Below are 25,476 nucleotides of genomic sequence, written 5' to 3'. Positions count from 1 at the left end.
AAAGCTTAGAGGTGTGTAAAAATTTCTTCAGCATTCAGACGTGATTTAGGTAATTTCGCATTGAAATCATTTTCACTTCGATAACCTAAAGTCATCAGTACAGAAGGAATCAAGTTTTGTTCAACTAAGCCCAATTCTTCAGTGATGATCGCTTCGTCAAATCCACCAATCGGTGTTGCATCGACACCTTCAATGCCTGCTGCCAAAAGCATTTGACCTAAAGCAATAAATGTTTGGTTTTCAGCCCAACGTTGAATATCACCTTTTTCATTACGATAATAATCGACATAACCTGTACGGCTGTCTTTTTGACCTTGTTTTGCTTTGTCATCTTTAAAGCGACCACTACGATCATCCTGATTTAAAAGATTATCTAAATGCTCTGCAGTGATGTCTGCTTTAGTACAGAATAAAATCGTATGTGATGAATCTAAAACTTTTGGGGCATTGTAGGCATATTTTCCTACTAAGGCTTTGGCAATGCGTTGTTTGGCTGCATCATGATCTGCAATAAAAAAATGCCAAGGCTGAATATTAATGGAAGATGGTGTTAAACGGAGTATTTGTAATAAACGCTCAAATTGTTCCTGTGGAATTTTTTTAGCAGGATTATATGCTTTCGTGGTATAGCGTTGTTTTGATACGTTTAACAGATCCATCGAATATCTCCAGATATAGTTTGCTGTAGTTTAGCGGATAAATGGCCAAATGGTCTAAGGAGAAAATTTTCCAAAGATAGATCTTAGTCGTATATGCTGGACTCAATGGCTAAAAATTAACAGATTTAAGCTGTATGAAGTGCGAATTAGAGTTATATAAAATCATAAGATAGATAAATGCTATTGGTAGTTTTTGCCAAAAGGCGTTTAATCAATTGTAGTTAATCATAGTTTAAGCATGAGACAGCAGCGATGGATTACACCAATCATTTCAAGAAAAAATTAAAAACCGAACAGCAGATTGGTTTGTGGGTCGGTTTAGCCGATGCTTATGGTACTGAAATAGCTGCAAATGCAGGTTATGACTGGTTGCTCATTGATGGTGAGCATGCGCCAAGTGACTTGCGGACGACATTGTCGCAATTGCAAAGTATTGCAGCATATCCTTCGCAAGCTGTGGTTCGACCTCCAATTGGTAGTGTGCAATTAATCAAACAATTGTTGGATATAGGTGCGCAAACCTTGCTCATCCCTATGGTCGAAACTGTTGAACAAGCTCAACTTATGGTTAAGGCAGTACGTTATCCACCCAACGGTATTAGAGGCGTTGGTGCAGCATTAGCACGTGCAACACGTTGGAACAGTATTCCTGACTATTATGCAAATGCACATGAAAATATCTGTTTACTGATTCAGATTGAGTCGGTTGAAGGGATTAAAAACTTGGATGAAATATTGAAAATTGATGGCATCGATGGGGTGTTTATTGGTGCAGTAGATTTGTCGGCGACGATGGGTTATCAAGGGAATCCGAATCATCCTGAAGTACAAAAAACCGTGATTGATGCGATTCAGCGCATACGTAAGGCGGGTAAAGCTGCAGGTATTTTGTCGACACAACATGATGTGACTCAGAAATATATCGAGTTAGGCACAGAATTTGTTGCCGTGGGTGTCGATACCAGTGTGCTCATGAATTCGTTACGTGAACTTTTATCGAAATACAAAAATGATACCCCAGTAACGAAAACAGAAGGTGGTTACTAAGCGATACAGCCTTCGTTATATTATTCACTGTATGGGTAATTAATTTACTCGATGGTTAAAATTTTAATTCAATAATTTTAGCAAAAGTAGTGGCTTAGAGTATATGTAAACTCTACTTTTGCTAATCAAAGCACAATATTGTATACTTCTGCTTAACTCGAAGCGGGTAATGTTCCTGCTTATCTTTTTTATTTAGCTGATTGTGATTTATCTGTATTCAAGCTTCTGACTTGAATCTTATCTTTGTAACTACAGAATTATTATTCCAAACCCGATTGATTAATCTCTTTGTTCTGTCACAAAAAGCTCACATGTTGAGTAAATCTTTTGAATATTTTAAATACTTGGCAAACTGCCAAAGCTGTAAATGGCGATGAAATTAATGTGAAATTGGTGCCTTTGAAACGTCAACAAAATACCAATGCTGGTTTAATTTGGGTTGATGTTGGGCAAATGATTGAATTAGAAACAGGTGAGACATTTAACCTGAATCTAGATGGTAAAAGCTTCTATACTGGCCCAAACCAGCTATATCGCTTAGCCTGAAAGCAAAAAACAGCAGATCATCTGCTGTTTTTTTTGCCTAAAAAAAGTGGCTTAAGCCATTTCAAGGTGTTGATGCTTGTTCGCAACTTGAGCGTGATTTTTATATCGGTATTGCGCCGCACGGTGGTTGTCGGGCAATTTCGCGCCTTGGCCGAAGAGTTTTTCACGCAAGGTTCCGTCAGCATATTCTGTTTGATATACACCACGACGTTGTAATTCTGGTACCACGTATTCCACAATATCTTCAAAACTCTTATGCGCCAATATGTAGGCTAAGTTAAAGCCATCGATACCAGTGTACTCAATCCACTCTTGTAAGCGGTCTGCCACGGTGATTGGTGAGCCAACAATGACTGGGCCGTTACCGCCGACACTGGTCCATTTTGCAATTTCCTCAATCGTCCAAATTTTATCAGGATCTGATTCTACATAAGATTGCAGCATGGATTGAATGGCATCGGTCTGAATGTATTCAACTTGATCGGTTGGTTTAAACTGCGAAAAGTCGACACCTGACCAGCCCGAAGTAAGCGTCAAACCACCATCATAGCTGCCATATTGCTGATATTCATAGAATTTTGCTTGGGCTTTTTCATCGGTCTCATCAACCACTATGGCCAGCATGGTATAGATCAGAACAGAATTCGGATCTTTGCCTTCTTTCACTAAATTATGACGAATACCATCTGCCAGCTTTTTTACAGCAATTTGAGTTGGTGCCGAGATGAAAACACATTCCGCATTTTGACTAGCAAACTGTTGTCCGCGTGCTGAAGCGCCAGCTTGATATAAAACCGGTGTACGCTGGGGTGAAGGTTCGCAAATATGAATGCCAGGAACTGTAAAGTATTTTCCTTCATGTTGAATTGGATGCACTTTACGGTAATCGGCAAAAATCCCTTTTTGCTTATCGCGTAGCACAGCATCATCTTCCCAAGAACCTTCCCAGAGTTTATAGAGGACCTCTAAATATTCATCTGCGATATCATAGCGGTTATCATGGCTGACTTGGGTTTTTAGGCCTAAATTTTTAGAGCCGCTTTCTAGATATGAAGTCACAATATTCCATCCGGCACGGCCTTTCGTCAGGTGATCTAAAGTGCTCATACGTCGTGCAAAAGGATAGGGATGTTCAAATGAAATCGAAGTCGTGACACCAAAGCCTAAGTGCTTGGTGACAGCTGCCATTGCTGGAACAATTTGCAAAGGATCATTCACAGGTACTTGGACAGCGCCAGTCAGCGCATGTTCAGCAGAACCGTGGTAGACATCATAAATACCCAAAACATCTGCTATAAATACGCCATCAAATTTTCCGCGTTCTAAAATTTTTGCTAAGTCGGTCCAATATTCTAGGTCTTTGTATTCTGTAGAACGGTCTAATGGATGACGCCACAGACCGGGTGACTGATGTGCAATACAGTTCATTTCAAAGGCATTGAAGCGAATATTTTTAGACATGATTTTTTACTGGGTTATTTAATCTCTTGCATAAGAGGGTATATAAAAATACAGCTGCATTTATTAATAAAAAGTCAAAAAGAAATCTGAATAAATACTAATCATAATTTATGCAAAGCTCATATATTTATATGGATAAGCAGATGTATTTTTTGTTTGGTACGGCTTATAAAGTTATTGTTTGACAATTAAAAATGTAAATTCCATGTCATCAAAACTGATTTGTTTTGATGATAATTCTATAAATAATCAAAATAAAAAGTGCTAGCTTATTTGAATAATATCTAAACTGAGCATTTTAATAATGACTTCAAAAATTGAAATTAAACTAAAAGAGGCGCAAAACATTCCGCGCGATTTCTATCAATCTAACGGTTTAGCGCATATTATTCGATCTGATCAAGAAGCTATCGATGTTGCTGAACAATTAGCTGTGGAATTTACAAAAGAATCAGCTAAACGCGATCATGAACGCCGCTTACCTTTACAGGAAGTACAGCAATATTCAGCATCAGGTTTGTGGGGCATTACTGTACCGCGTCAATTTGGTGGTGCAGGAGTGAGTTATAAAACCCTTGCAGAAGTGGTCAAAATTATTTCTAGTGCAGACTCATCCCTAGGACAAATTGCTCAAAACCATTGGGCCTTTGTCGAGCATATTCGTTTGGATGCAAATTCATCACAGCAAGAGTTTTTCTTTGATCAAGTCTTACAAGGTAAACGCTTTGGCAATGCATTTTCAGAAAAAGGTTCCAAAACAGTTGCAGAATTAACAACAGCCATTGAGTTTAAAGATGATCATGCGCTCATTAATGGTCAAAAATTCTTTGCAACAGGCGCTTTGCTTGCACATTGGATACCTGTTGTTGCTGTGAATGATGGAAAGCCTTATGCAGCCTTAGTACCCCAGCATACGCCGGGTTTAACCATTATTAACGACTGGAGTGGTTTTGGACAAAGAACGACAGTCAGCGGTTCTGTACTGTTGGACAATGTCAAAGTGGATTTAAATCACATTGTACCCATTCATCAAGCTTTTGAACGTCCAACGGCTGCGGGCGCTATTTCTCAATTCATTCAATCTGCTGTCGATGCTGGTATTGCGCGCGGTGCGATTAATGAAACGATTCAATATATACGCCAGCATGCACGTCCTTGGATTGATTCAGGCTTAGAAAAGGCGGTGCAAGATCCGTATACGATTGCCAACATCGGCGAGTTGAAAATTAAACTCCGAGCTGCAGAGGCAGTGTTGGCTTTGGCGGGTGAAGCGATAGACCGAGCCGTAGAGAACCCAACAGAAGAAACAGTGTCAGAGGCAACACTACTAACAGCAGAATCTAAGGTCCTGACGACTGAAATTGCGTTACTTGCGGCGAATAAACTATTTGAACTCTCAGGCACACGATCAACATTGTCTGAGCTGAATTTAGACCGTCATTGGCGTAATGCGCGCACGCATACTTTGCACGATCCCGTACGTTGGAAGCTGAATATTGTAGGCAACTACTATTTAAATGATGTACCACCGCCGCGCCATGCTTGGAGTTAAGAGGAGAAGATTATGACGATTCAAAATAATAAACAGCCCTTATCTTTAGGTGCTGACTATGATCAAGTGGCCGCTAAGTTCCGTCCGATTTTTCAGAGAATTGCAGAAGGCGCTTTGGCGCGGGAACAAAATAGGAAACTGCCATATGATGCAATTTCATGGTTAAAACAAGCTGGATTTGGTGCGGTCCGTGTACCCGTGGCTTTTGGCGGTGACGGGGTTTCACAAAAACAGTTGTTTCAGTTGTTAATTGAATTGGCTAAGGCCGATTCTAATGTTGTACAGGCATTAAGAGGTCATTTTGCTTTTGTAGAAGACCGTTTAAATGCGCAAAAAACACAAGATCAAACAGTTTGGTTTAAGCGCTTTCTGCAAGGCGATTTGGTCGGTAATGCTTGGACAGAAATCGGAAAAGTTGAAATTGGAGATGTTGTTACCCGAGTTACTGAAAATGTGCAAGGTCAGCTAAGGGTCAATGGTCAAAAATACTATTCTACCGGAACAATCTTTGCAGATTGGATCGATCTATTCGCTTTAGATGAAACAACGAATCAACATGTTATAGCCGCAGTTTCAACACATGACGCTGGCATACAAGTATACGATGATTGGGATGGCTTTGGCCAAAAAACCACAGGCAGCGGCACACTAAATATTCAAGATGTCAGTATTGATCGTGATCATATTTTGCCATTCGATCAGCGCTTTAAATATCAAACGGCGTTCTATCAGGTCGTGCATTTGGCAACGCTGGCAGGTATAGCACAAAATGCTGTGGACGTTTTCAGTAATGAAGTCCGTGAACGCACACGTATTTACAGCCATGGTAATGCTGATTTAGTTCGAGATGATGCACAAATTTTACAAGTGATTGGTAAGGCGTCGGCACAGTCTTATGCAGCTGAAGCAATTACACTTCGTGCAGCAGAAGCTTTGGATGTCGCATATTTAAGTCATTTTCAGTCTGATACCCTGTTGGATCAGCAAGCGAATGACCGTGCGGAGCTTGAATCCTCTAAAGGGCAAGTGGTCATATCAGAGTTGGTACTAAATTTGAGTAGTGAATTGTTTAATGCCTTGGGCGCTTCAGCAAGCTCGACAACTAAACAGTTAGATCGCTTTTGGCGTAATGCTCGTGTAGTGTCATCGCATAATCCACTTATTTATAAACAGAAAGTCATTGGTGATTGGGAGATTAATCAAACGCCGCTACCATATGTATGGCAAATTGGTAATAGTCCAGCAGTTAAGCAACCTGTCATTGCTGCTTAATTAATATCTGAAGATGTTCACTGTGGATGAAAGTAGTCCATAGTGAATTCCTCGTGAAATTATTTTTAAGTTTAAACCTTGTTTTTTTAAGATTTTAAATGACGTTAATCTGCTATATGTAGGATGCAGTTCAATTGATAATCTGTTGAGATAGTCTGGTAAAAGGCTATGTCTTAATATATGGATGTGTTGTTTTAACCAAATATGACGGCAGGATTAACTAAAGTCTAAGGGTTAGTAAGACCATTTTTTTAATTTTAAATCACTCATAGATGGGTTTTCACCAACCTCGAATATTTGAGCTTGTTCTGCGCGCCAGTCCCCTAAAACGATACGTAGTTTGCCATGCACATCATGTATTTGGGGCCGGTGGGTATGTCCATGAATCAGTAGATCGGCATGCTCAAAAGCTTTTTCTACAGCTTCGGCATTTACATCCATGATTTCATAAGATTTAACTTGCTTGGTTTCTGTACTTTTTTTGCGGAAGCCATTGGCGATTTTTTGTCGAATGCTAAGCGGTAAGCTCTTTAAGAAACCTAAAAGCAAAGGATTACGAATCACTTTACGAAACTTTTGGTAAGACACATCATCGGTGCAAAGTAAATCGCCATGTTCGAGGCGAATTTTATAGTTGCTAATGTGGAGATAATCAACGTCTTGTAATAATTGACCGTGAAATTTATCTAAAAACTTTTGACCCAATGCAAAGTCACGATTACCCACTTGGAAATAAATTTGATTTCCCAACGCAGTAAAATCTTTAAGCGCTGCAATGATTTCGTCTAACCATGGAGCAGTAAAGTCATCACCAATCCAAGCATTAAACCAATCACCTAAAATATACAGCTGGGTATTTTGAGTTTTGTATTGTTCTAACAAAGCTAAAAACCCCCGAACGAGTCGAGGGTGTTCAGGTGACAAATGTAAATCAGCGATAAACAGATAGGTCACGAATCTTTTCCTTATTCTAAAAATCCCTCCCAGCCTCCCTTTAGAAAAGGGAGGAGTTCCGACATTTATTTCATATTGAAACTCCCTCCGTTATTAAAGGGACTTGCGCAGCAATGCTACTCAGGGAGGATTTAAAAATTACTCAGAAATGATTTTAGCTGATTCAATTACAACGTTCTCTAGAGGAACGTCTGCGTGGTAGCCACGGTTACCAGTACGAACGCTTTTGATTGCGTCAACAACGTCAAGACCTTCAACTACTTTACCAAATACTGCATAGCCCCAACCTTGCGCTGTTTTACCAGTGTGGTTAAGGAAGGAGTTGTTTTTCACGTTAATGAAGAATTGAGCTGAAGCAGAGTGAGGTGCTTGAGTACGTGCCATAGCGATCGTACCAACATCATTGCTTAAACCGTTGTCAGCTTCGTTTTCAATAGAATCACGAGTTGTTTTTTCTTTGAAGTTTTCATCCATGCCGCCGCCTTGGATCATGAAACCATCAATAACACGGTGGAAAATCACGCCGTCATAGAAACCATCGCGAACATACTGTAAGAAGTTTTCAGCAGTTTTAGGTGCTTTTTCAGTGTTAAGCTCAAGAACAATACGACCTTTATTGGTGTTTAATTCGACTTGAGGAAAACTCATTGTGTAATCTCCTGTACATGGACATGAAAGCCATGGGTTTTTTGGTTGTGAGAAGCATAAGCAAACTGTAAACTACAAGGCAAGTAAAAACGTTACTTTCTTTGTTAAAAATAAAGAAAAGCGTTTTAATTATCCTAATTTTATCTTTATAGAAGTGATTTTATTACCATGAAGCCAAACGATGTTGTTTCATCCCTGCCTAACAATCCGACAACCAAGAACAATGCCCCTGTCGAAGCTGCGCAGCAGGAACAACAGCCAGGCTTAGATTTTGTACGTCAAGTCATTACCGATGATTTATCTGCAGGTCGTACCGAACAAGTTGTAACACGTTTCCCACCAGAGCCAAATGGCTACCTACATATTGGTCATGTAAAAGCTATTTGTCTAAACTTTGGTATTGCTCAAGAATTCGCAGGTCTATGTAACCTCCGTTTTGACGATACAAACCCGGATGCCGAAGAGCAAGAGTATGTAGACGGTATTGCCAATGACGTGAAATGGCTAGGTTTTGAGTGGAACGGCGAGCCACGTTATGCATCAAGCTATTTTGATCAGCTTTACACTTGGGCAGTGCAATTGATTGAACAAGGTGATGCTTATGTGGATTTGCAGAGCCCTGAAGAAATCAAACTAAACCGCGGTAATTTTGTGGAGCCGGGTAAAAATTCGCCGCAACGTGATGCTAGCGTAGAAGAAAACTTAGCGCGTTTTGAACAAATGCGTAATGGTGAGTTGGGAGAAGGTCAGGCAGTACTACGTGCCAAAATTGACATGACTTCACCTAACATTCATATGCGTGATCCTATTTTGTATCGTATTTTGCATTCTGAACATCACCAAACTGGTGATAAATGGAAAATGTACCCAATGTACGATTATGCGCATCCATTATCAGATGCCATTGAAGGGGTTACGCATTCACTGTGTACACTAGAGTTTGTTGATCACCGTCCATTTTACGACTGGGTTGTCGAGAAAGTTAAATCACCATCTGTACCACATCAGTATGAATCAAGCCGCCTAAATGTAGATTACACCATTACCTCTAAACGTAAATTACGTAAATTGGTTGAAGGTGGATTTGTGAATGGTTGGGATGACCCGCGTATGCCTACCGTTGTGGGTATGCGCCGTCGCGGCTTTACCCCAGAAGGTCTGCGTGACTTCTGTAAACGTGTTGGCGTAACTAAAGTCGATGGTAGTATTGTTGATGTTGCAATGCTCGAATATTGCATCCGTCAGTCTTTAGAAAATACTGCTTCGCGTGGTATGGCAGTGTTGAATCCACTCAAAGTGACTTTAACTAACTTGCCTGAAGCAATGGATTTGGTGCATGCACGTCATCCAAATGTAGACATGGGTGACCGTATCATTCCGTTGACTCAAGACATTTACATTGATCGTAAAGACTTTGAAGAAGTTGCGCCTAAAGGCTTTAAACGTCTGATTCCGGGCGGTGAAGTGCGTTTACGTCATGCGTATGTCATTAAGTGTGATGAAGTGATTAAAGACGAGAACGGTGAAGTGGTTGAATTGAAATGTTCAATCGACCCTGAAACTTTAGGTAAAAACCCTGAAGGCCGTAAAGTGAAAGGTGTTGTACATTGGGTTTCTGCAAGCAAGGGTATTGCTGCGGAAGTTCGTATCTACGACCGTTTATTCACTGAATCAGACCCTGAAGTGGGTGATGACTTCCTTGCAAACTTAAATCCAGAATCACTTAAAGTGGTTCAAGCGGTCATTGAGCCTGCATTGGCAGAAGCAAAACCTGAAGATCGTTTCCAATTTGAACGTGAAGGTTACTTTGTTGCAGATCAGTTTGATCATACAGCTGAAAAACCAGTGTTTAACCGCATCTTAGATTTGAAAGACAGTTTTAAACCGGGTAAATAAAATCTTAGTTTTTAAAGGGATTCATCTTTGAATCCCCAATAGGTTAAGATCAAGTAGGTTAAGATTAAGCTCAACTTCGGTTGGGCTTTTTTCATGCTTGAGATGGTTCATTAAGGCAGTACAGAGGGGAAATAAGTGATCATTCGAAATAAAAATAATAGCTTTAAACTTTTATTTGCATGGCATGGCACGATACTCCCAAAAGTCATGCCTGCGTTGGCTATCGTCGTGAGTTTGTCGGCGATTTTGGTGTATCTAAGCGCTGCACACTACCTGAATACGCCTGAAGTTCCAGCCATCGGATTTACCATCTTTGGGGTGATTCTGTCGATTTTTTTGAGCTTTCGAAATACTGCCTGTTATGACCGTTGGTGGGAAGGGCGCAAGCTTTGGGGCTCATTGATTGCCAATACACGCCACATGATTCGTGATAGCCATGTCCTTGAAGATGAGCAAAGAAACGTGTTGATGTACCGCATCATGCTGTTTTGCAACTTATTACGTGATCGCTTACGCTATGAATCACAAGATATTGCACATTTTAAAGACGGCGTAGCTTTGACGGATCAGCAATGGCAGCAATGCCGAGACAATATCAATGCACCACAGTATTTACTTGAAATTATTCAAAAAGATTTAGTCAAAGCCTATAAGCAAGGTCAGATTACAGACATTATTTACAGCACGCTCACACGTCATACTGTAGCGATGGGTGATATCCATGCAGGCTGTGACCGTATTATGACCACGCCATTACCATTTTCCTATTCGGTGCTTTTACATCGCGCAGTGTATTCATTTTGTCTGATTTTGCCATTTAGCCTAGAGGCCAGTTTAGGGATATGGACACCTGTCATTGTGGCTTTGATTGCATATTTATTTTTAGGTTTGGATGCGTTAAGTGCAGAACTGGAAGAGCCTTTTGGCTTGCAGGAAAATGATTTACCGCTGGACTCGATTGTACGAAACATTGAGCGTGAAATGTATAGCAGCTTAGAAGTTGAACTTCCGCCGCTGATTAAGACTTTTAACAGTAATTTAAGATAAATTTTTGGCCTAATTTTCAGATAAATTCGGCGATACGTACCAAGCATATTGATGCTGAAAATAATCGTCCAAGTGTCGCATAAAAGCCTGTACTTTAGGCGGAACAAAATGTCGATGCGGAATTACCACATAGATTGCAGTACTTTGAACAGGGATCTTGGGTAGAACTTGGATAAGTCGGCCAGAGAGTAGATCGTCCTCCACATGCCAGATGGAGTGGTTTGAGATGCCTAAACCTGCAAGTGCTGCTTGGCGTACGCCTTCACCTGAGTTGATATGAACTTGTCCTGAAACAGGTATATTTATGTTGTGTTGATCTTGGACGAATGTCCAAAGCTGCGAAACACCCTTAGGGTATTTCTGTAAAATGCATTGGTGTATAGAGAGCTCTTCTAGGGAGTGAGGTTCGCCATGTTGTTCGATATAGCTAGGCGAGGCACACAAAATACGACGGTTTAAGCTGAGCGGTTTAGCAATCAGTGATGAGTCTTCTAACTGTCCAATACGTATCGCAACATCTAAACCTGCGGAGACCAAATCTAAATTTTGATCGGTCTGTTCAATATCCAAAGTCAATGTTGGATGCAACTTGGCAAAGGCTGCAAATACTGGCCCTAAAATACGATTTCCAAAAACTTCTGAACATGTGATTTTTAATACCCCACTAAGTTGTTGTGGTTCAGGTTGAAATTGGCCTAGCAGAGAATTAAATTGTTCGAGCAAGGGAAAACCTTGTTGCAATAAAACAGCACCTTCCTGTGTTAAATGTAGTTGCCGTGTAGTGCGATGAAATAGGCGTAGCCCTAAACTTTGTTCAAGTCTGTGTAGACGGCTACTAGCGACAGAAACAGAGAGATTGGCCTCTTTTGCGGCTTGACTGATTGAACCCAGTGTCGCCATTCGTGTGAATAACTCGAAATCTTCAGTTAGCATTATCAATATAATCAAGAAAGTCTTTCTTGATATTCAGGGTTTTTCTGATAAATATCTGTGCCTATTCTGTGTATAAATCAAACACAGGAAATCACCATGAACTATCACAATCTAGGGCAATCTGGCTTACAAGTTTCAGAGTTCGGCTTTGGTGCAGGTACATTTGGCGGGCAAGGCCCTATTTTCTCTGCATGGGGGCAATCGAGTTTAAATGATGCCCAACGGATGATTGATCTCTGTATTGATCAAGGCGTGAATTATTTCGATACCGCAGATGCTTATTCAAATGGTGCCTCTGAGCAGATGCTCGGTGCATTACTTCAATCAAAACGCCAAGAGGTGATTATTTCCAACAAAGTGGGTATTCGATTGAATGATGGAATCAATCAAGGTGGATATTCTAGAAGTTATTTAATACAAGCCGTGGAGGCGAGTTTAAAACGGTTAGGCACAGATTATATTGATGTGCTGCAGCTGCATCAGTTTGATAGCACGACGCCACTTGAGCAGCTGATGCGCAGTTTAGATGACTTGGTACGTAGTGGAAAAGTTCGCTATATCGGTGCATCGAATTTTTCAGGCTGGCAGCTTATGAAAGCACAGTCGATTGCCCAACAGCATGGCTATGAAAAGCTAAGTGTGCATCAAGTCTATTATTCTTTGATTGGACGTGACTATGAATGGGAGTTGATGCCTGCGCAGCATGATCAACAGATTGGTGCAGTGGTTTGGAGTCCGCTGGGCTGGGGGAGATTAACAGGAAAATTTGATCGTGAGCATGCGATTCCAAAGCAAAGTCGGCTGCATGAAACAGCACAATTCGCACCGCCAGTTCGACATGAAAAGTTATTTGCAGTGTTAGATGTAATGCAAGAAATTGCCATAGAAACAGGGCACTCTATCCCGCAGATTGCATTGAATTGGCTGAAAACCAGACCGACTGTGTCTAGTATTTTGATAGGCGCACGTAATGAACAGCAACTGTTGGATAACCTTGCGGCGAAGGAATGGTCATTAAGCGTAGAGCAGTTAGCCCGATTAGACGCAGTCAGTGCAGTGTATCCACCTTATCCATACTATCCGTATTGGAATGGGCAATTTGCAGAGAAAAATCCAACGCTAGTGACATCAGCATTTATTTCAGAACATACAGCAGAATAGGGCAATAACAATTCAGTGGTAGGCAATGATCAGTGCTCTGTGCTATCACTGAATAAAATTAAAATACTGTAGGAATGCTGATGAGTGTCGTGATTGAAACCCAGATGTTAATTCGTAAGTCCATCAATATCGTATTTAATGCTTTTGTTGATCCTTTAATAACACAGCATTTTTGGTTTAGTGCATCGAGTGGCTATCTAGAAGAAGGTAAAACCGTGCAATGGACTTGGCAGAAATATAATGCAGTCGCCGATGTAGACGTGCTGAGTATTAAGGAAAACAAATTAATTCAAATACAGTGGGGAGAACCAAAAACTCAAGTCGATTTTATTTTTGAGCAGATTAGCCCGATGGAAACCTACGTTCGTATCAAAAATTCAAAGATTCCTCTGCAAGGTCAGGCATTAATTGATTTTATTATCGATAGTACAGGTGGTTTTACAACGGTTTTGGATGCAGCCAAAATTTATTTAGAACATGGCCTGCAAAGCAATTTGGTTGAAGATAAATTTCCACCTTTTAGCAATGCGAACTTTTAGCAATGTGAAGAGTGACCAAAATTAAGCATGACATCTGATACGCCGTAAGGAAAAGCTTGTGTATTAGCGCAGTATTTCTAAGCAATGTGCTGATGTATTGAAATTTGATAAAGCCACGGTTCAATGCTGCTGCAGTGAATTAACGATTTTTATGTTCTTCACGCTTTAAATAGGTATAAACCGGCATTTGCATTTTGGCTTTTTCGCGCAGTTTCTTTTTGATATAGAACACCAGTGCAAAGCAAGTGGTGGTCACGGTCAGCATCATACTGCTCATAAAACTCATCAGAGAACTGACATAGCCAATCGTGGTGAGTCGGTTCATCATACGGAACACTTGAGGACTACTTTCAACGCCGGTAATAGCCCATGTGCATAAGTGTTCACAGTTATTAATAATCAGATGATAGTTGTTTTCATGCATGCGAGAGCGCATACGACGCACCACTTTACGACCTTTAAATTTTGGATTGCTATATGACTGAACGATAATTTTTTTGCCGTGGCTGAATTTTTCGATCGAAGTCATTTCAATTGGATGTTTTTTGAAAAGGTGTGCAAAACCAGAGTAGTGAATGACTCTACCGCGACCGGCATATATGCCATGATGGCTATAACCGAAGTGTTTAACAATAAGATGTGTTCCAAGAGGAAAACCATCTTTCTGCACGTGCATGAATTTACCAGTCCTACTTTAAATCCGAATTATTTTTAAAGATTAGTCTACTTTTAATCTGTGAATTAATCGACTATTTTAGCGATGATTTAGCTAAAATTTGTTCGATTTTTAACGCACGCTATGGATAGGGTCATGCTTGGTGTTCAATCAACCTCAATGTTTAAAAAAATGCGCTTTATGATGCTGCTCGGTCTGATTTTCTCACCGACTATTTCCTATGCTAATATTCAAGCGAAACGTGTCAGTCAGCCCATTGCCGTGGATGTGGTTGAAATTTCGGATCTGAGTCAACTAAAGCTCTATTTATATGATGCAGAGCAGCAGCCATATCGAGACCTACAGCGTTTAAAGCAGTCATTAGCGCGTAAGTGTAATACGATGAACTTCGCAATGAATGCAGGGATGTATCATGCAGACTTAGCGCCTGTTGGTCTTTACGTTGAAAATGGGCTGCAGAAAAAAGCCTTGAATCGTGCAACACGAGGCTTTGGTAATTTTTTAATTCAGCCGAATGGTGTTCTGGCATGGAATGACAAGCAAGCGGTGATATTAACTACACAAAAATATGCTTCCACAGATTTTAAGGCACGTTATGCAACGCAGTCAGGTCCAATGCTGGTGGTAGATGGAAAAATCAATCCAAACTTTATCCCACAGTCAGATTCATTGAAAATCCGCAATGGCGTGGGGATCAAGAACGGGAAGTTGTATTTTGTGATCAGTCGTGAAGGCGTGTCGTTTTATGCATTTGCACAATATTTTAAGCAGCAATTATCGATTAACAATGCCTTGTATTTAGATGGATCTGTGTCTAGTGCAGATATTCAAGCATTGAATAGACATGATTCAAGTTTGAAACCTTTAGGGCCAATTGTAGCGTATACAACAGCATCTCAATGCAAACAATAAAAGCCCGAATAATCGGGTTTCATCTGTACAGTGTTTAGATTGATAGAAACTACTGTTTATTTGCCGACTAAACCTAAAAAGGTACTTTGGGTTTGGCACATTTGAATGGCTTGTTCTTTAGATTGTTTTTTAATACTTTCTTCAAACTGTTTTTTCTGTTCTTTGATTTGTTCTTCGTTTAAGCCCATTTGTTTCGACAAGGCTTCGAGTTTATCCCAGGATTCTTCGCATTCTTTGGGGATTTGGCTACAAGCACTTAGACTAAGTATACAGCAGGTAATAAGGCAATTTGTTAATTTATTCATGTGCATTCCTTTAGTTTTTATATCAATGCTGTTTAGAGGTCATCTGCCTCTAATTTAGTGCAATATTAGATTTTATTGTCGTGTGTTTAAAAATTAGACATCACTGAGTTGCCTTGGAGCATAGCATAAAAGCTGTAAATAGCGATGTGGCCAATCCACAAAACCTGATCTGTAAATAAGCGGCATATTTTTGATTAGACTAAAAATGAAAAAGGCACTCTGTAAAACAGAATGCCTTGTTTGAACATTGAATGTTCAGACTCTACTGTAGAGGTAGATGTTGGATTTCATTTAATTCCTTACGGCTATAACCGCGCGAAGCGAGTACTTTTTTAATGCCGAGGATAACATCTTCATCCGTTGCCTTTGTAAGAGCAGCAATAAGCTGTTCATTGGTTTTACAAGAGCAATCATTTTCAACACAGGCAATTTGATTCTTATGCCCGTTTTGCTGTTCTTTAGCGAACAACTTATGCCAAAAACTCATAGAGCCTTCATTTGCGACCTAACATAGGACGAAATATAACCAATCCAATAAATAAAGCAAGACTACTAAAGTGATATTTTAGCCAGTTGAATGATCATTTTTTCGATTGGACTTTTAGAATCTTTGCCTAATTGATATAAAAAGGCATCCATTACACCGCATGTGGCGAGAAAATAAAGCTTTTTTAGCATATAAAAAAGGAGCTTTTAGAAAGCTCCTTTTATGACAACAACATGACTTGAAATAATTTGTTTAAATCTTTTCAAGAAACACACCAGACTCTACATGGTGTGTATAAGGGAATTGATCAAACAAGGCAAATTTACTGATTTTATGCGTTTGTGAAAGCAGTTTAAGATTGTCATGTAAAGTATCTGGGTTGCATGAAATATAGATAATGCGTTCAAAACGTTGCAACAGTTTTAGTGTTTCATCATCGATACCTGCACGCGGTGGATCGACAAATACCGTATCGAAGTTATAGCTTGAAATTTCAATCTCAGCTTCTTCAAGGCGGCGGAATGTACGTTCAGCGTTGTAGGCTTGGGTAAACTCTTCAGCTGAAAGACGAGCCACTTGGATATTATCAATGCCATTTTGCTCAATATTCCACTGCGCGGCATAAACTGAAGACTTGGCTAATTCGGTTGCCAAAACGCGATTAAAGCGTGTTGAAAGAGGCAGCGTGAAATTACCATTACCACAGTAGAGCTCAAGTAAGTCTTTGTCTGAGTGATCCGCAACCTGACACGCCCATTCCAGCATTTTTTGACATACGCCGGCATTTGGCTGTGTGAAGCTACTTTCAATTTGTTTATACTGATATTTACGGTCAAATACTTGGAGTTCTTCAACCACATAGTCATCAGTTAAAATCACGCGCTGACCACGACTACGACCATAAATCTTGATATTGAGCTTTTCAGACAGCGCTTTGGCAGCAACTTCCCATTCAGCATTGAGCGGGCAGCGGTAAACCAATGAAACCAGCATTTCACCTTTCAGCGTTGCTAAGAAATGAACTTCAAATAATCGGCTAGATAAGATCTCTTGTGCCTTGAGTTCATTTAATAATACGGGCATTAAATCATTAATGCTTTTATCTGCAATCGGGAAATCTTTAATTTCGACAACTTGTTTTTCATTGTCTGCATTGCGTTCAAACATTGCATAGAACATATCATTTTCAGTATGCCAAATTCGGAATTCCGCTCGCATACGAAAGTTTTGTTCAGCAGAAGGAAAAACTTCTAAAGAGGGAGGGTTGTATTCTGAAAATTGAGCCGTAATGCGGGCAACTTTGGCATCAAGTTGTTGCTGATAAGTTGAAGTCATATGCAGTAAAAAATCGCAAACATATTAAAAAAAGTCATGTTAGCAAAATTCACCTTATAAGACTAAATTAATTCCACTTTTGGCTGTATTTATCTGTCGAGAAAATGAGTCTGAATGCGCTAAACAGAATATTTATCTAGGGGTAGTTAAAAAAACGCTCAATCTTTATGGAACATTCATAAAGATTGAGCTAAGTGAGGAACTGATTAGTTGGAGTTCAATTCAGTGTTTAATTCATTGTCATTAAGCTGGCATTACCACCGGCTGCCGCTGTATTGACACTGATTGCCCGTTCAATCACGAAACGTTCTACAGGTATGTCATATTGGCCTGAAGCTAAATGCGTAATGCCAATGATTGCACCTTCACGAGAAGCGATAACCTGTTGAATCTTTAATAACTCAGTTTGTTCACCATGGTGTAAAACTGCATCAAAATTGCCATGATAAAGATCCGTGATCACTTTAAATTGGTCAACGAGGATTTTTGGCATGCTATTTAAGTGTTTCAACACAAAAGTATTGTCTGCAAGTACGACGGGCTGACTACCCACCGATAAAATCGCAGCAATTTGATTCAGTTGATCTGCATCATTATTAGCTAATGAAAGCACACCCTTACGTGCCAAAATGGTATAATGGTTGTTTTCACCGGTTGGTCCTTGCAGTTCAAAACTTTGTCCAGCGGCTATGGCCTGTGGTGTTTGAATCGCAATGCCTGAAAAATGCTGCTTCGCCCAAGCGTTAAAAGCTTCATATGCAGGGAAGTGTGCAGCTTGTGTTTCTGCCTGAGCAGCATAAGGTGTAGCCAATTTTTTCTCAGAAATTTGATGCATTAAACGGTAAAGATATAAAGGACCGCCAGCTTTTGGACCTGTACCTGATAAGCCTTCGCCACCAAAAGGTTGTACACCGACCACAGCACCTACAATATTACGGTTAATGTACAAGTTGCCGACTTCTGCATGACCGATGACTTTTTGAATCGTGTCATCAATACGTGTATGCAAGCCCATGGTTAAACCATAACCTTTGGCATTAATTTGCGTTAATAGGTTTTCAATCTCACCATATTTGTAGGTGATTAAATGCAATACTGGCCCAAAAACTTCGCGTTCTAAATCATTTAAATTTGGCAGTTCAATCAAAGTTGGTGCAACGAAAGTTCCCGTACTTAAGGCATTGTCATCAGCATTAAACATGATTTGATGTACTGGATAGCCTTTGCTACGCATCTTCTCAATATGTTTTTCAATATTTTGCTGTGCTTCAAGGTCGATCACTGGGCCAATGTCAGTTGCTAAAAGTGCAGGATTTCCGACACGAAGTTGCTTCATCGCACCTTGTAACATGGTACGGACAACGTCCACATTATCTTCTTGTACACAGAGAATACGTAGGGCAGAACAGCGTTGACCTGCACTGTCATAGGCAGAGTTAACGACATCCAATACCACTTGTTCTGTCAATGCAGATGAGTCAACAATCATGGCATTCTGACCGCCAGTTTCAGCAATCAAAACCACACTTTCGCCAAATTGGTTTAAGCGCTGTGCCACGGTTTTTTGCAAGATACGTGCGACTTCCGTTGAGCCTGTAAACATGATGCCTTGGACACGTGAGTCCGCGCTGAGTTTGGCACCAATGGTTTCGCCACGGCCAGGAAGGAGTTGCAATACATCAAACGGAACACCTGCTTCCCATAAAATATGTACAGCTTGAGCAGCAATTAGCGGTGTTTGTTCAGCAGGCTTGGCAATCACGGTATTACCTGCAACCAAGGCCGCAGCAATTTGACCTGTGAAAATAGCCAACGGGAAGTTCCACGGGCTAATGCACAGCACAGTACCAAGGGGTTCAATTTGCGTATTTTCAGCTAGATCAATCATTTGAGCCGCATAATAACGTAGAAAATCTACAGCTTCACGGACTTCAGCAATAGCATTGGCGTAGGTTTTACCGCTTTCACGTGACAATAACACCATCAGAGATTGCAATTGTGCTTCCATCAAATCCGCCGCACGGTTTAAGCATGCTGCACGCTGGTCTTTGGCTAAAGTTTTCCATGAAGCTTGGGCATTTACCGCATTATTGAGAGCGATTTCCGCTTGTTCTAAACTGGCTTCGCTGACAGTGCCGACTACATCACTACGGTTTGCAGGGTTCGTAATGTTGATGGGTGCAGTGTGAATTTCATCTAAATTAGCACCCATTGCACTGGCATGCCATTGGGTATGCGCATGCTGTACTGCCGTGGTATTGAGCTGAGATAAGTCGCGATCATTGGCTAAATCGAGTCCTTTTGAGTTGCGACGTTCTGTGCCATACAAATCTTGCGGAAATGGGATAGAAGGATGCTTAGCGCCAGTGATACCTTCTTTTTCAGCCGTCGCTAATATCGTCTGTCTTGGATTGTCAATTAAATCTTCAATTTTTAAATTTTTATCTGCAATACGGTTGACGAAAGAGGTATTCGCACCATTTTCCAGTAAACGTCGAACCAAATAGGCCAATAAGGTTTCATGGTTACCCACTGGTGCATAAATACGACACGGCACCCCCAGTTTGTTGTCAGACTTCGAACCGACCACTTGTTCATAGAGGGGTTCACCCATGCCGTGCAGGCACTGGAATTCATACTGGCCTGGATAGTAAAGCTCTGGCTGTGCTAATTGGTAGATCGTAGCAACAGTTTGCGCATTGTGTGTTGCAAACTGAGGATAAATTTGCTCAGGTGCTGCCAAGAGTTTTTTAGCACATGCAATATAAGATAGGTCGGTATGAACTTTGCGCGTAAATACAGGATAGTCACTCATACCTTCAATTTGCGCTTTCTTAATTTCGCTGTCCCAGTATGCACCTTTCACTAAGCGGATCATTAAACGTTTTTGGCTACGCTTAGCGAGGTCAATAATATGGTCGACCACATAGAAACAGCGTTTTTGGTAGGCTTGAATCACAAATCCAATACCTTTCCAGTCTGCTAATTTAGGCTCAAAACACAGGCGCTCAAGTAGTTCCAAAGAAATTTCTAGGCGGTCAGTTTCTTCAGCATCAATGTTTAGACCAATATTGTAATGCTTGGCTAATACTGCAAGTTCAAGCACTTTGCCATAAAGTTCGTTATGCACACGGTCGATCTGTGAACGTTGATAGCGCGGGTGTAGGGCAGATAATTTGATCGAAATGCCTGCTCCGTTATAAACATCCTTACCTTCAGAAGCTTGACCAATCGCGTGGATCGCATCGGTATAATCTTGATAATATCGTTCAGCATCAGGTTCAGTTAATGCTGCTTCACCTAACATGTCATATGAATAACGGAAGCCTTTGTCTTCTAATACTTCTGCATGTTTAAGCGCTTCATTGATGGTCTCGCCTGTGACAAACTGTTCGCCCATCATACGCATAGCCACGTCGACAGCTTTACGGATAATGCCACGACCACTGCGTGCTAAAATACCCGTCAATAGACTAGACAGACTTTTTTGTTGAGGGGTTTCCATCAGTTTGCCCGTCAGCATTAATCCCCAAGCAGCAGCATTAACGAACATGAGGCTACTTTGGCCAACATGATCTTTCCAGTTACCTTGGTTGATTTTATCTTTGATCAGTAAATCACGTGTTGCTTTGTCTGGAATACGGAGTAGCGCTTCAGCTAAACACATGAGCGCGATGCCTTCCTGAGAAGACAATGAAAACTCTTGTAGCAAGCCTTGTACAATGCCTGCTTTACCTGTACCGCTTTTACGTTCACGTAATGAATGGGCTAAGTCAAAAGCCAATTGTTGAATTTGATCGCTGATCGGGGAAGGGATTTCACTGTGTGCTAATAAGTTTTCAATGCACTCAGTTTCAGCACGACGCCATGCTGTATTAATAGATTGTTCAAAGCTATTCTTGTCTTTAAATTCAGTGATGTAGTCATCGCTTCCCGTGACTTCAAATACTTTTCCATTCATGTTTCAATTTTCCGTGTCAAAGTTCTATGACGAGCAAATAAATCTTGAGCTTGATCCTTTATTTAATTTATCATCACAGAATATTTAGCAAATAACTCACTATAGTTTTAATAATATTTAGAGAAAAATTCAGATGAGTAGCCCATATTTGAGCTTAGACCGTATAGATATTCGAATTTTAGAGCTGCTGCAAGAAGATGGAAAATTGTCCAATATTAAGCTTGCAGAAATGGTGAATTTATCCCCCACTGCGGCGTTGGCACGTGTGCAAAAATTATCGAAAGAAGGCTTTATTTTAGGCTATGAAGCACGTTTAAATCCGGTCTTACTCAACAATGGATTTGTGGTTTTTGTGGAGATTTTACTAGATAAAACTACGCCCAATGTATTGGAAGATTTTTCGGATGCAGTGCGTCAAATTCCAGAAATCGTAGAATGTCACATGATCAGCGGTGGTTTTGATTTTGTGGTGAAAATACGCTGTGCAAATATGGAAGAGTTTAGAAAAATTTCAGGGCAGGTGCTTTGGCAATTACCTGGTATCAAGGAAACGCGTAGTTATCCTGTGATGGAGGTGATCAAAGAAAGTATGCAAATTAAACTGAAACCTGCGGCTAGGCCGAAGTAGCTAATCATCAATAATCGAGTATAAAAAAAGGGGCATTTAGCCCCTTTTTTAGTGTTAGAAATTTTAGATTTCAGACATTTCTTTTTGATATTGCGCTTCGGCTTTTTCAAAGCGTTCAACCACATCCGCTTCTGGTGCTTTGCCCAATAAGCTCACCACAACGATACTGATCGCAGAGAAAATAAATCCTGGAATGATTTCGTATAAACCAAGGTGGCCTAAGTAGTTTTTCCACACGATGACAGTCACAGCACCCACGATCATGCCAATGATTGCTCCGTTAAGCGTCATACGTTTCCACAGCAATGAAAGAATAATCAGTGGGCCAAATGCAGCACCGAAACCTGCCCATGCATAAGCCACTAAGCCTAAAACTTTACTTGCAGGGTTCATTGCAAAGGTGATTGCAAATACGGCAATTGCCAAAACCATCGCACGTCCAATCCAAACCAATTCTTTTTGCGATGCGTTTTTACGAATAAATCCTTTGTACAAATCTTCCGTCAAGGTTGTTGAACACACCAATAACTGACAGCTAAGTGTGCTCATCACCGCAGCTAAAATTGCCGCTAAAATAATCCCTGCAATCCACGGATTGAATAGAATTTTAGTCAATTCCATAAATACCGTTTCAGGGTTGGCATTAACGACGCTTGCCAGTTCTGGGTGAACTTGGAAGTAAGCAATACCGATATAACCGGCTGCTACAGCACCGCCTAGACATAGGATCATCCATGTCATACCAATGCGACGTGCATTCGGAATGGATTTAACAGAATCGGCTGCCATAAAGCGAACCAAAATATGCGGCTGACCAAAATAGCCTAAGCCCCACGCCATGCTGGATAAAATCGCAACTGTACTTAAGCCTTCAAATAAATTGGAAGCTTGCGGGCGAGCTGTTTCCAAAATAGCAGCAAGATTTTGACTGTTATCCCCTAAAGCAAGGTAGGTGATGATCGGTGTGATCAGCAGTGCAAAGATCATCAGACCGGCTTGGAAAGTATCGGTCCAACTAATAGCTAAAAATCCACCAATACAGACATAGCTGATGGTTGCAATTGCACCAATCCACAGTGCTGTTGTGTAGTTCCAACCGAATAAACTTTCGAAAAGTCGTGCGCCAGCCACCATGCCAGAAGCACAGTAAATCGCAAAGAACACTAAAATCACTACAGCTGAAATGATACGTAAAATCTTTTTACGGTCTGCAAAACGGCTCGTGAAATAATCGGGCAGGGTCAGGGCATTATTTTGATATTCGGTATGAACACGTAAGCGACCAGCAACGATCAGCCAGTTCAACCAAGCACCGATAATTAAGCCGATTGCAATCCAAGCTTCGGAAAGACCAGATAGATAAATTGCACCAGGGAGACCCATGAGTAGCCAACCACTCATGTCGGATGCACCTGCTGAAAGTGCAGTCACAACACTTCCTAAACTTCGTCCACCTAAAATGTATTCGTCAAAGTTATGCGTAGCTTTGTAGGCATACAAACCAATGGCAAGCATTGCAAGAATATAAAAAATAAAGGTGACTAATGTCGGGTTTAAATGGCTCATAGGCGGTTCATCCTTAATGAAAGCAAATCATCTCTGTCCTAGATGAAAATTTGTACTTCTGTCGTAAGTCGCAGATTCAAGCACGATTTAAAAATTACACTCTGTAACCTTTAAGCATATTTTATGTATGTTTTGCGTAAATGATATTTTTTCTTATTACAAATCGAATTTTTTATTGTGCTGCTGAAATGTTGTACAGAAGGGAATTTAAATTTTGAAATGTAAATCTACTTAAGACTTTTCATCACAAAAAGAGAACTAATGAAATTAGGTAAAAATTACACAATGTTACATGGTGAACAAGAAATGTGCATTTGAAATATTTTGTTGCAAATGTGCATCACATCATCTGTAGTGAGATGATTTGAACAGGTCGAATATGAGGTATGCACAGTCTTGGTGCGTAATTAGAGGGAATGCGCAGTGACAACGGTTCAAATGGAAAAAACGAGAATAGAGCATGATTTATTGGGGGATAAAGCAGTCCCGCAGTCATGTTATTACGGTATACATACATTGCGTGCCATCGAAAACTTTCAAATATCAAAGCAGCATGTCGGACAAAATTTAAATTTTGTACGCGCTATTGCTCAGGTAAAAAAAGCGTCAGCAGAAACCAATTATCAATTTAACTTAATACAAGATGATATTCGCCAAGCGATTCAGCAGGCGTGTGATGCATTGATTGATCATCCTGAACAATGGGCAGATTCATTTCCAATTGATATTTATCAAGGTGGAGCAGGCACTTCTATTAACATGAATGCCAATGAAGTCATTGCCAATATTGCCCTTGAGTCGCTCGGAGATGCGAAAGGCAGTTATCAACGGATTCATCCCAACGACCATGTTAATAAGTCACAATCCACCAATGATGTCTATCCAACAGCGCTGCGTCTAGCAACATTTAGCGCTTTTGATGCTTTATTTGTGGTTTTAAATCAGCTAATTGGAAGCTTACATATTAAAGCCGATGAGTTTAAACATGTCATCAAAATGGGGCGTACACAGTTACAAGATGCTGTTCCGATGACTTTGGGGCAAGAGTTCCGAGCATTTGCAACATTATTAAAAGAAGATTTGAAGTTGATTGAGCAAAATCGACAGCTTCTATTGGAAATTAATTTAGGTGCGACGGCAATTGGCACTGGCGTGAATTCTCCTGCGGGTTATGCAGCGAAGGCCGTTGAAAATCTAGCTCATTTGACCGGTCTAAAATTGCAAGGTGCAGAAGACTATGTCGAAGCAACCAGCGATTGTGGCGTATTTATTTTATTATCAAGCTGCTTAAAACGTTTAGCTGTCAAACTTTCTAAAATTTGTAATGACTTACGTCTTTTAAGTTCGGGGCCACGAACAGGTTTAGCGGAAATTCGTTTACCTGAGTTACAAGCAGGTTCGTCGATCATGCCTGCAAAGGTCAATCCCGTGATCCCTGAAGTGGTCAACCAAATTGCATTTCGAGTGATGGGCAATGATTTAACCATAACTTTAGCCGCAGAAGCGGGGCAATTACAATTAAATGTCATGGAGCCGGTGATTGCATTGTCCATGAATGAATCAATTGACCTTTTGGTGAATGCGGTGAAAACTTTAGACAGCAAATGTATTCAAGGGATTCAGGCAAATGAGCAAGCATGTTTTGATGCTGTGATGCGTAGTGTAGGAATTGTGACCTTACTCGATCCATATTTAGGTCATGCAAAATGTGATGAAATCGGCAAGCAATGTATTGCCGAAAATAAAACCATTCGCCAAGTGGTTTTAGAGCAAGAGCTGTTAACTGTAAGTCAATTGGATGAAATTTTCTCGATTGAAAATTTAGTTTCTGAAGTGACACCCTTTAGTATGCCACTCGCTCAAGTGAGTTAAATGCTTATTTAAGACTTTT

The 25,476-nt window shown here is 40.5% G+C and carries 22 protein-coding genes; 11 read left to right on the top strand and 11 right to left on the bottom strand.

Annotated elements, in window-relative coordinates; translation table 11 throughout:
• Positions 1 to 5: 5 nt before the first annotated feature.
• Positions 6 to 659, bottom strand: a complete 654-nt coding sequence (gene nfsB / locus M5F03_RS02175; protein WP_111883737.1) for an oxygen-insensitive NAD(P)H nitroreductase — start codon at positions 657 to 659, stop codon at positions 6 to 8.
• A 252-nt stretch (positions 660 to 911) separates the two neighbouring features.
• Here nfsB and hpaI point away from each other — a divergent pair, with 252 nt between their 5' ends.
• The gene (gene hpaI, locus M5F03_RS02170; protein ID WP_180155516.1) at positions 912 to 1,706 is read left to right on the top strand and encodes a 4-hydroxy-2-oxoheptanedioate aldolase; all 795 of its coding nucleotides are present in this window, start codon (positions 912 to 914) and stop codon (positions 1,704 to 1,706) included.
• 327 nt (positions 1,707 to 2,033) lie between these two features.
• Positions 2,034 to 2,252, top strand: a complete 219-nt coding sequence (locus M5F03_RS02165; protein ID WP_111883736.1) for a transposase — start codon at positions 2,034 to 2,036, stop codon at positions 2,250 to 2,252.
• 51 nt (positions 2,253 to 2,303) lie between these two features.
• Here M5F03_RS02165 and M5F03_RS02160 read toward each other — a convergent pair whose 3' ends face one another.
• Entirely contained in the window at positions 2,304 to 3,713 is a 1,410-nt protein-coding gene (locus M5F03_RS02160; RefSeq protein WP_249706263.1) for an LLM class flavin-dependent oxidoreductase, read from the bottom strand.
• 304 nt (positions 3,714 to 4,017) lie between these two features.
• Between M5F03_RS02160 and M5F03_RS02155 the strand changes: the two genes are divergently transcribed.
• Both M5F03_RS02155 and M5F03_RS02150 read left to right on the top strand, forming a co-directional pair.
• Positions 4,018 to 5,265, top strand: coding sequence for an SfnB family sulfur acquisition oxidoreductase (locus M5F03_RS02155; RefSeq protein ID WP_249706261.1), 1,248 nt, complete (start codon positions 4,018 to 4,020; stop codon positions 5,263 to 5,265).
• A gap of 12 nt (positions 5,266 to 5,277) precedes the next feature.
• On the top strand, positions 5,278 to 6,537 hold the full coding sequence (locus M5F03_RS02150) for an acyl-CoA dehydrogenase family protein (protein WP_249706259.1): 1,260 nt from the start codon (positions 5,278 to 5,280) through the stop codon (positions 6,535 to 6,537).
• 234 nt (positions 6,538 to 6,771) lie between these two features.
• Here the strand turns inward: M5F03_RS02150 and M5F03_RS02145 are convergent, their stop codons facing one another.
• The gene (locus M5F03_RS02145; protein WP_249706257.1) at positions 6,772 to 7,491 is read right to left on the bottom strand and encodes a UDP-2,3-diacylglucosamine diphosphatase; all 720 of its coding nucleotides are present in this window, start codon (positions 7,489 to 7,491) and stop codon (positions 6,772 to 6,774) included.
• Positions 7,492 to 7,629: 138 nt separating this feature from the next.
• Complete coding sequence (locus M5F03_RS02140; RefSeq protein WP_078193500.1) at positions 7,630 to 8,139, bottom strand: peptidylprolyl isomerase; 510 nt, start codon at positions 8,137 to 8,139, stop codon at positions 7,630 to 7,632.
• Between the two features lie 168 nt (positions 8,140 to 8,307).
• Here M5F03_RS02140 and M5F03_RS02135 point away from each other — a divergent pair, with 168 nt between their 5' ends.
• Together M5F03_RS02135 and M5F03_RS02130 are read left to right on the top strand one after the other, a co-directional pair.
• Entirely contained in the window at positions 8,308 to 10,035 is a 1,728-nt protein-coding gene (locus M5F03_RS02135) for a glutamine--tRNA ligase/YqeY domain fusion protein (protein WP_078193499.1), read from the top strand.
• 135 nt (positions 10,036 to 10,170) lie between these two features.
• A complete protein-coding gene (locus M5F03_RS02130; RefSeq protein ID WP_180171463.1) occupies positions 10,171 to 11,082 on the top strand; it encodes a bestrophin family protein in 912 nt (303 codons plus the stop codon).
• A gap of 9 nt (positions 11,083 to 11,091) precedes the next feature.
• Here the strand turns inward: M5F03_RS02130 and M5F03_RS02125 are convergent, their stop codons facing one another.
• Positions 11,092 to 12,015 carry a LysR family transcriptional regulator gene (locus M5F03_RS02125; protein ID WP_180171462.1) on the bottom strand — a complete coding sequence of 308 codons (924 nt, stop codon included), beginning with the start codon at positions 12,013 to 12,015 and terminating at the stop codon, positions 11,092 to 11,094.
• A gap of 96 nt (positions 12,016 to 12,111) precedes the next feature.
• Between M5F03_RS02125 and M5F03_RS02120 the strand changes: the two genes are divergently transcribed.
• Both M5F03_RS02120 and M5F03_RS02115 read left to right on the top strand, forming a co-directional pair.
• The gene (locus tag M5F03_RS02120) at positions 12,112 to 13,176 is read left to right on the top strand and encodes an aldo/keto reductase (RefSeq protein ID WP_249706256.1); all 1,065 of its coding nucleotides are present in this window, start codon (positions 12,112 to 12,114) and stop codon (positions 13,174 to 13,176) included.
• A gap of 80 nt (positions 13,177 to 13,256) precedes the next feature.
• The gene (locus M5F03_RS02115; protein ID WP_372491103.1) at positions 13,257 to 13,715 is read left to right on the top strand and encodes an SRPBCC domain-containing protein; all 459 of its coding nucleotides are present in this window, start codon (positions 13,257 to 13,259) and stop codon (positions 13,713 to 13,715) included.
• Positions 13,716 to 13,854: 139 nt separating this feature from the next.
• Here the strand turns inward: M5F03_RS02115 and M5F03_RS02110 are convergent, their stop codons facing one another.
• Positions 13,855 to 14,391 (bottom strand): lecithin retinol acyltransferase family protein, encoded by a 537-nt coding sequence (locus M5F03_RS02110; RefSeq protein WP_078193494.1) that lies wholly within the window; start codon positions 14,389 to 14,391, stop codon positions 13,855 to 13,857.
• 135 nt (positions 14,392 to 14,526) lie between these two features.
• Here M5F03_RS02110 and M5F03_RS02105 point away from each other — a divergent pair, with 135 nt between their 5' ends.
• A complete protein-coding gene (locus tag M5F03_RS02105; RefSeq protein WP_249706254.1) occupies positions 14,527 to 15,303 on the top strand; it encodes a phosphodiester glycosidase family protein in 777 nt (258 codons plus the stop codon).
• Between the two features lie 56 nt (positions 15,304 to 15,359).
• Here M5F03_RS02105 and M5F03_RS02100 read toward each other — a convergent pair whose 3' ends face one another.
• The 4 genes from M5F03_RS02100 to putA all read right to left on the bottom strand — a co-directional run bounded on the left by M5F03_RS02100 (position 15,360) and on the right by putA (position 21,391).
• On the bottom strand, positions 15,360 to 15,608 hold the full coding sequence (locus M5F03_RS02100; RefSeq protein WP_249706252.1) for a YybS family protein: 249 nt from the start codon (positions 15,606 to 15,608) through the stop codon (positions 15,360 to 15,362).
• Positions 15,609 to 15,870: 262 nt separating this feature from the next.
• Positions 15,871 to 16,095, bottom strand: a complete 225-nt coding sequence (locus tag M5F03_RS02095) for a hypothetical protein (protein ID WP_078188679.1) — start codon at positions 16,093 to 16,095, stop codon at positions 15,871 to 15,873.
• A gap of 252 nt (positions 16,096 to 16,347) precedes the next feature.
• On the bottom strand, positions 16,348 to 17,430 hold the full coding sequence (gene trmA / locus M5F03_RS02090) for a tRNA (uridine(54)-C5)-methyltransferase TrmA (protein WP_078193491.1): 1,083 nt from the start codon (positions 17,428 to 17,430) through the stop codon (positions 16,348 to 16,350).
• A gap of 229 nt (positions 17,431 to 17,659) precedes the next feature.
• Positions 17,660 to 21,391, bottom strand: coding sequence for a trifunctional transcriptional regulator/proline dehydrogenase/L-glutamate gamma-semialdehyde dehydrogenase (gene putA / locus M5F03_RS02085; protein ID WP_249706250.1), 3,732 nt, complete (start codon positions 21,389 to 21,391; stop codon positions 17,660 to 17,662).
• Positions 21,392 to 21,524: 133 nt separating this feature from the next.
• On the opposite strand from putA, the gene M5F03_RS02080 reads away from it, so the two are divergent.
• On the top strand, positions 21,525 to 22,019 hold the full coding sequence (locus M5F03_RS02080; protein WP_180007830.1) for an Lrp/AsnC ligand binding domain-containing protein: 495 nt from the start codon (positions 21,525 to 21,527) through the stop codon (positions 22,017 to 22,019).
• Between the two features lie 63 nt (positions 22,020 to 22,082).
• Here M5F03_RS02080 and putP read toward each other — a convergent pair whose 3' ends face one another.
• Positions 22,083 to 23,585, bottom strand: coding sequence for a sodium/proline symporter PutP (gene putP, locus M5F03_RS02075; protein ID WP_180109192.1), 1,503 nt, complete (start codon positions 23,583 to 23,585; stop codon positions 22,083 to 22,085).
• Positions 23,586 to 24,008: 423 nt separating this feature from the next.
• Between putP and aspA the strand changes: the two genes are divergently transcribed.
• Positions 24,009 to 25,457, top strand: coding sequence for an aspartate ammonia-lyase (aspA, locus tag M5F03_RS02070; RefSeq protein WP_249706240.1), 1,449 nt, complete (start codon positions 24,009 to 24,011; stop codon positions 25,455 to 25,457).
• Positions 25,458 to 25,476: the final 19 nt, after the last annotated feature.

The organism is Acinetobacter amyesii (assembly GCF_023499985.1).
In the GTDB taxonomy this organism is placed as follows: Bacteria; Pseudomonadota; Gammaproteobacteria; order Pseudomonadales; family Moraxellaceae; genus Acinetobacter; species Acinetobacter amyesii.
The sequence above is the reverse complement of the archived record's forward strand: the minus strand, read 5'-3'. Positions and strand labels throughout refer to the sequence as shown.

Excerpts from the sequence above, each read along its gene's own strand:
- putA (WP_249706250.1), bottom strand. The coding sequence starts at position 21,391 with ATGAATGGAAAAGTATTTGAAGTCACGGGAAGCGATGACTACATCACT.
- M5F03_RS02155 (WP_249706261.1), top strand. The coding sequence starts at position 4,018 with ATGACTTCAAAAATTGAAATTAAACTAAAAGAGGCGCAAAACATTCCG.
- M5F03_RS02105 (WP_249706254.1), top strand. The coding sequence starts at position 14,527 with ATGCTTGGTGTTCAATCAACCTCAATGTTTAAAAAAATGCGCTTTATG.
- M5F03_RS02120 (WP_249706256.1), top strand. The coding sequence starts at position 12,112 with ATGAACTATCACAATCTAGGGCAATCTGGCTTACAAGTTTCAGAGTTC.
- trmA (WP_078193491.1), bottom strand. The coding sequence starts at position 17,430 with ATGACTTCAACTTATCAGCAACAACTTGATGCCAAAGTTGCCCGCATT.
- hpaI (WP_180155516.1), top strand. The coding sequence starts at position 912 with ATGGATTACACCAATCATTTCAAGAAAAAATTAAAAACCGAACAGCAG.
- M5F03_RS02100 (WP_249706252.1), bottom strand. The coding sequence starts at position 15,608 with ATGAATAAATTAACAAATTGCCTTATTACCTGCTGTATACTTAGTCTA.
- M5F03_RS02160 (WP_249706263.1), bottom strand. The coding sequence starts at position 3,713 with ATGTCTAAAAATATTCGCTTCAATGCCTTTGAAATGAACTGTATTGCA.
- M5F03_RS02095 (WP_078188679.1), bottom strand. The coding sequence starts at position 16,095 with ATGAGTTTTTGGCATAAGTTGTTCGCTAAAGAACAGCAAAACGGGCAT.
- M5F03_RS02110 (WP_078193494.1), bottom strand. The coding sequence starts at position 14,391 with ATGCACGTGCAGAAAGATGGTTTTCCTCTTGGAACACATCTTATTGTT.
- M5F03_RS02135 (WP_078193499.1), top strand. The coding sequence starts at position 8,308 with ATGAAGCCAAACGATGTTGTTTCATCCCTGCCTAACAATCCGACAACC.
- M5F03_RS02115 (WP_372491103.1), top strand. The coding sequence starts at position 13,257 with ATGAGTGTCGTGATTGAAACCCAGATGTTAATTCGTAAGTCCATCAAT.
- M5F03_RS02150 (WP_249706259.1), top strand. The coding sequence starts at position 5,278 with ATGACGATTCAAAATAATAAACAGCCCTTATCTTTAGGTGCTGACTAT.
- putP (WP_180109192.1), bottom strand. The coding sequence starts at position 23,585 with ATGAGCCATTTAAACCCGACATTAGTCACCTTTATTTTTTATATTCTT.
- nfsB (WP_111883737.1), bottom strand. The coding sequence starts at position 659 with ATGGATCTGTTAAACGTATCAAAACAACGCTATACCACGAAAGCATAT.
- M5F03_RS02125 (WP_180171462.1), bottom strand. The coding sequence starts at position 12,015 with ATGCTAACTGAAGATTTCGAGTTATTCACACGAATGGCGACACTGGGT.
- M5F03_RS02080 (WP_180007830.1), top strand. The coding sequence starts at position 21,525 with ATGAGTAGCCCATATTTGAGCTTAGACCGTATAGATATTCGAATTTTA.
- M5F03_RS02140 (WP_078193500.1), bottom strand. The coding sequence starts at position 8,139 with ATGAGTTTTCCTCAAGTCGAATTAAACACCAATAAAGGTCGTATTGTT.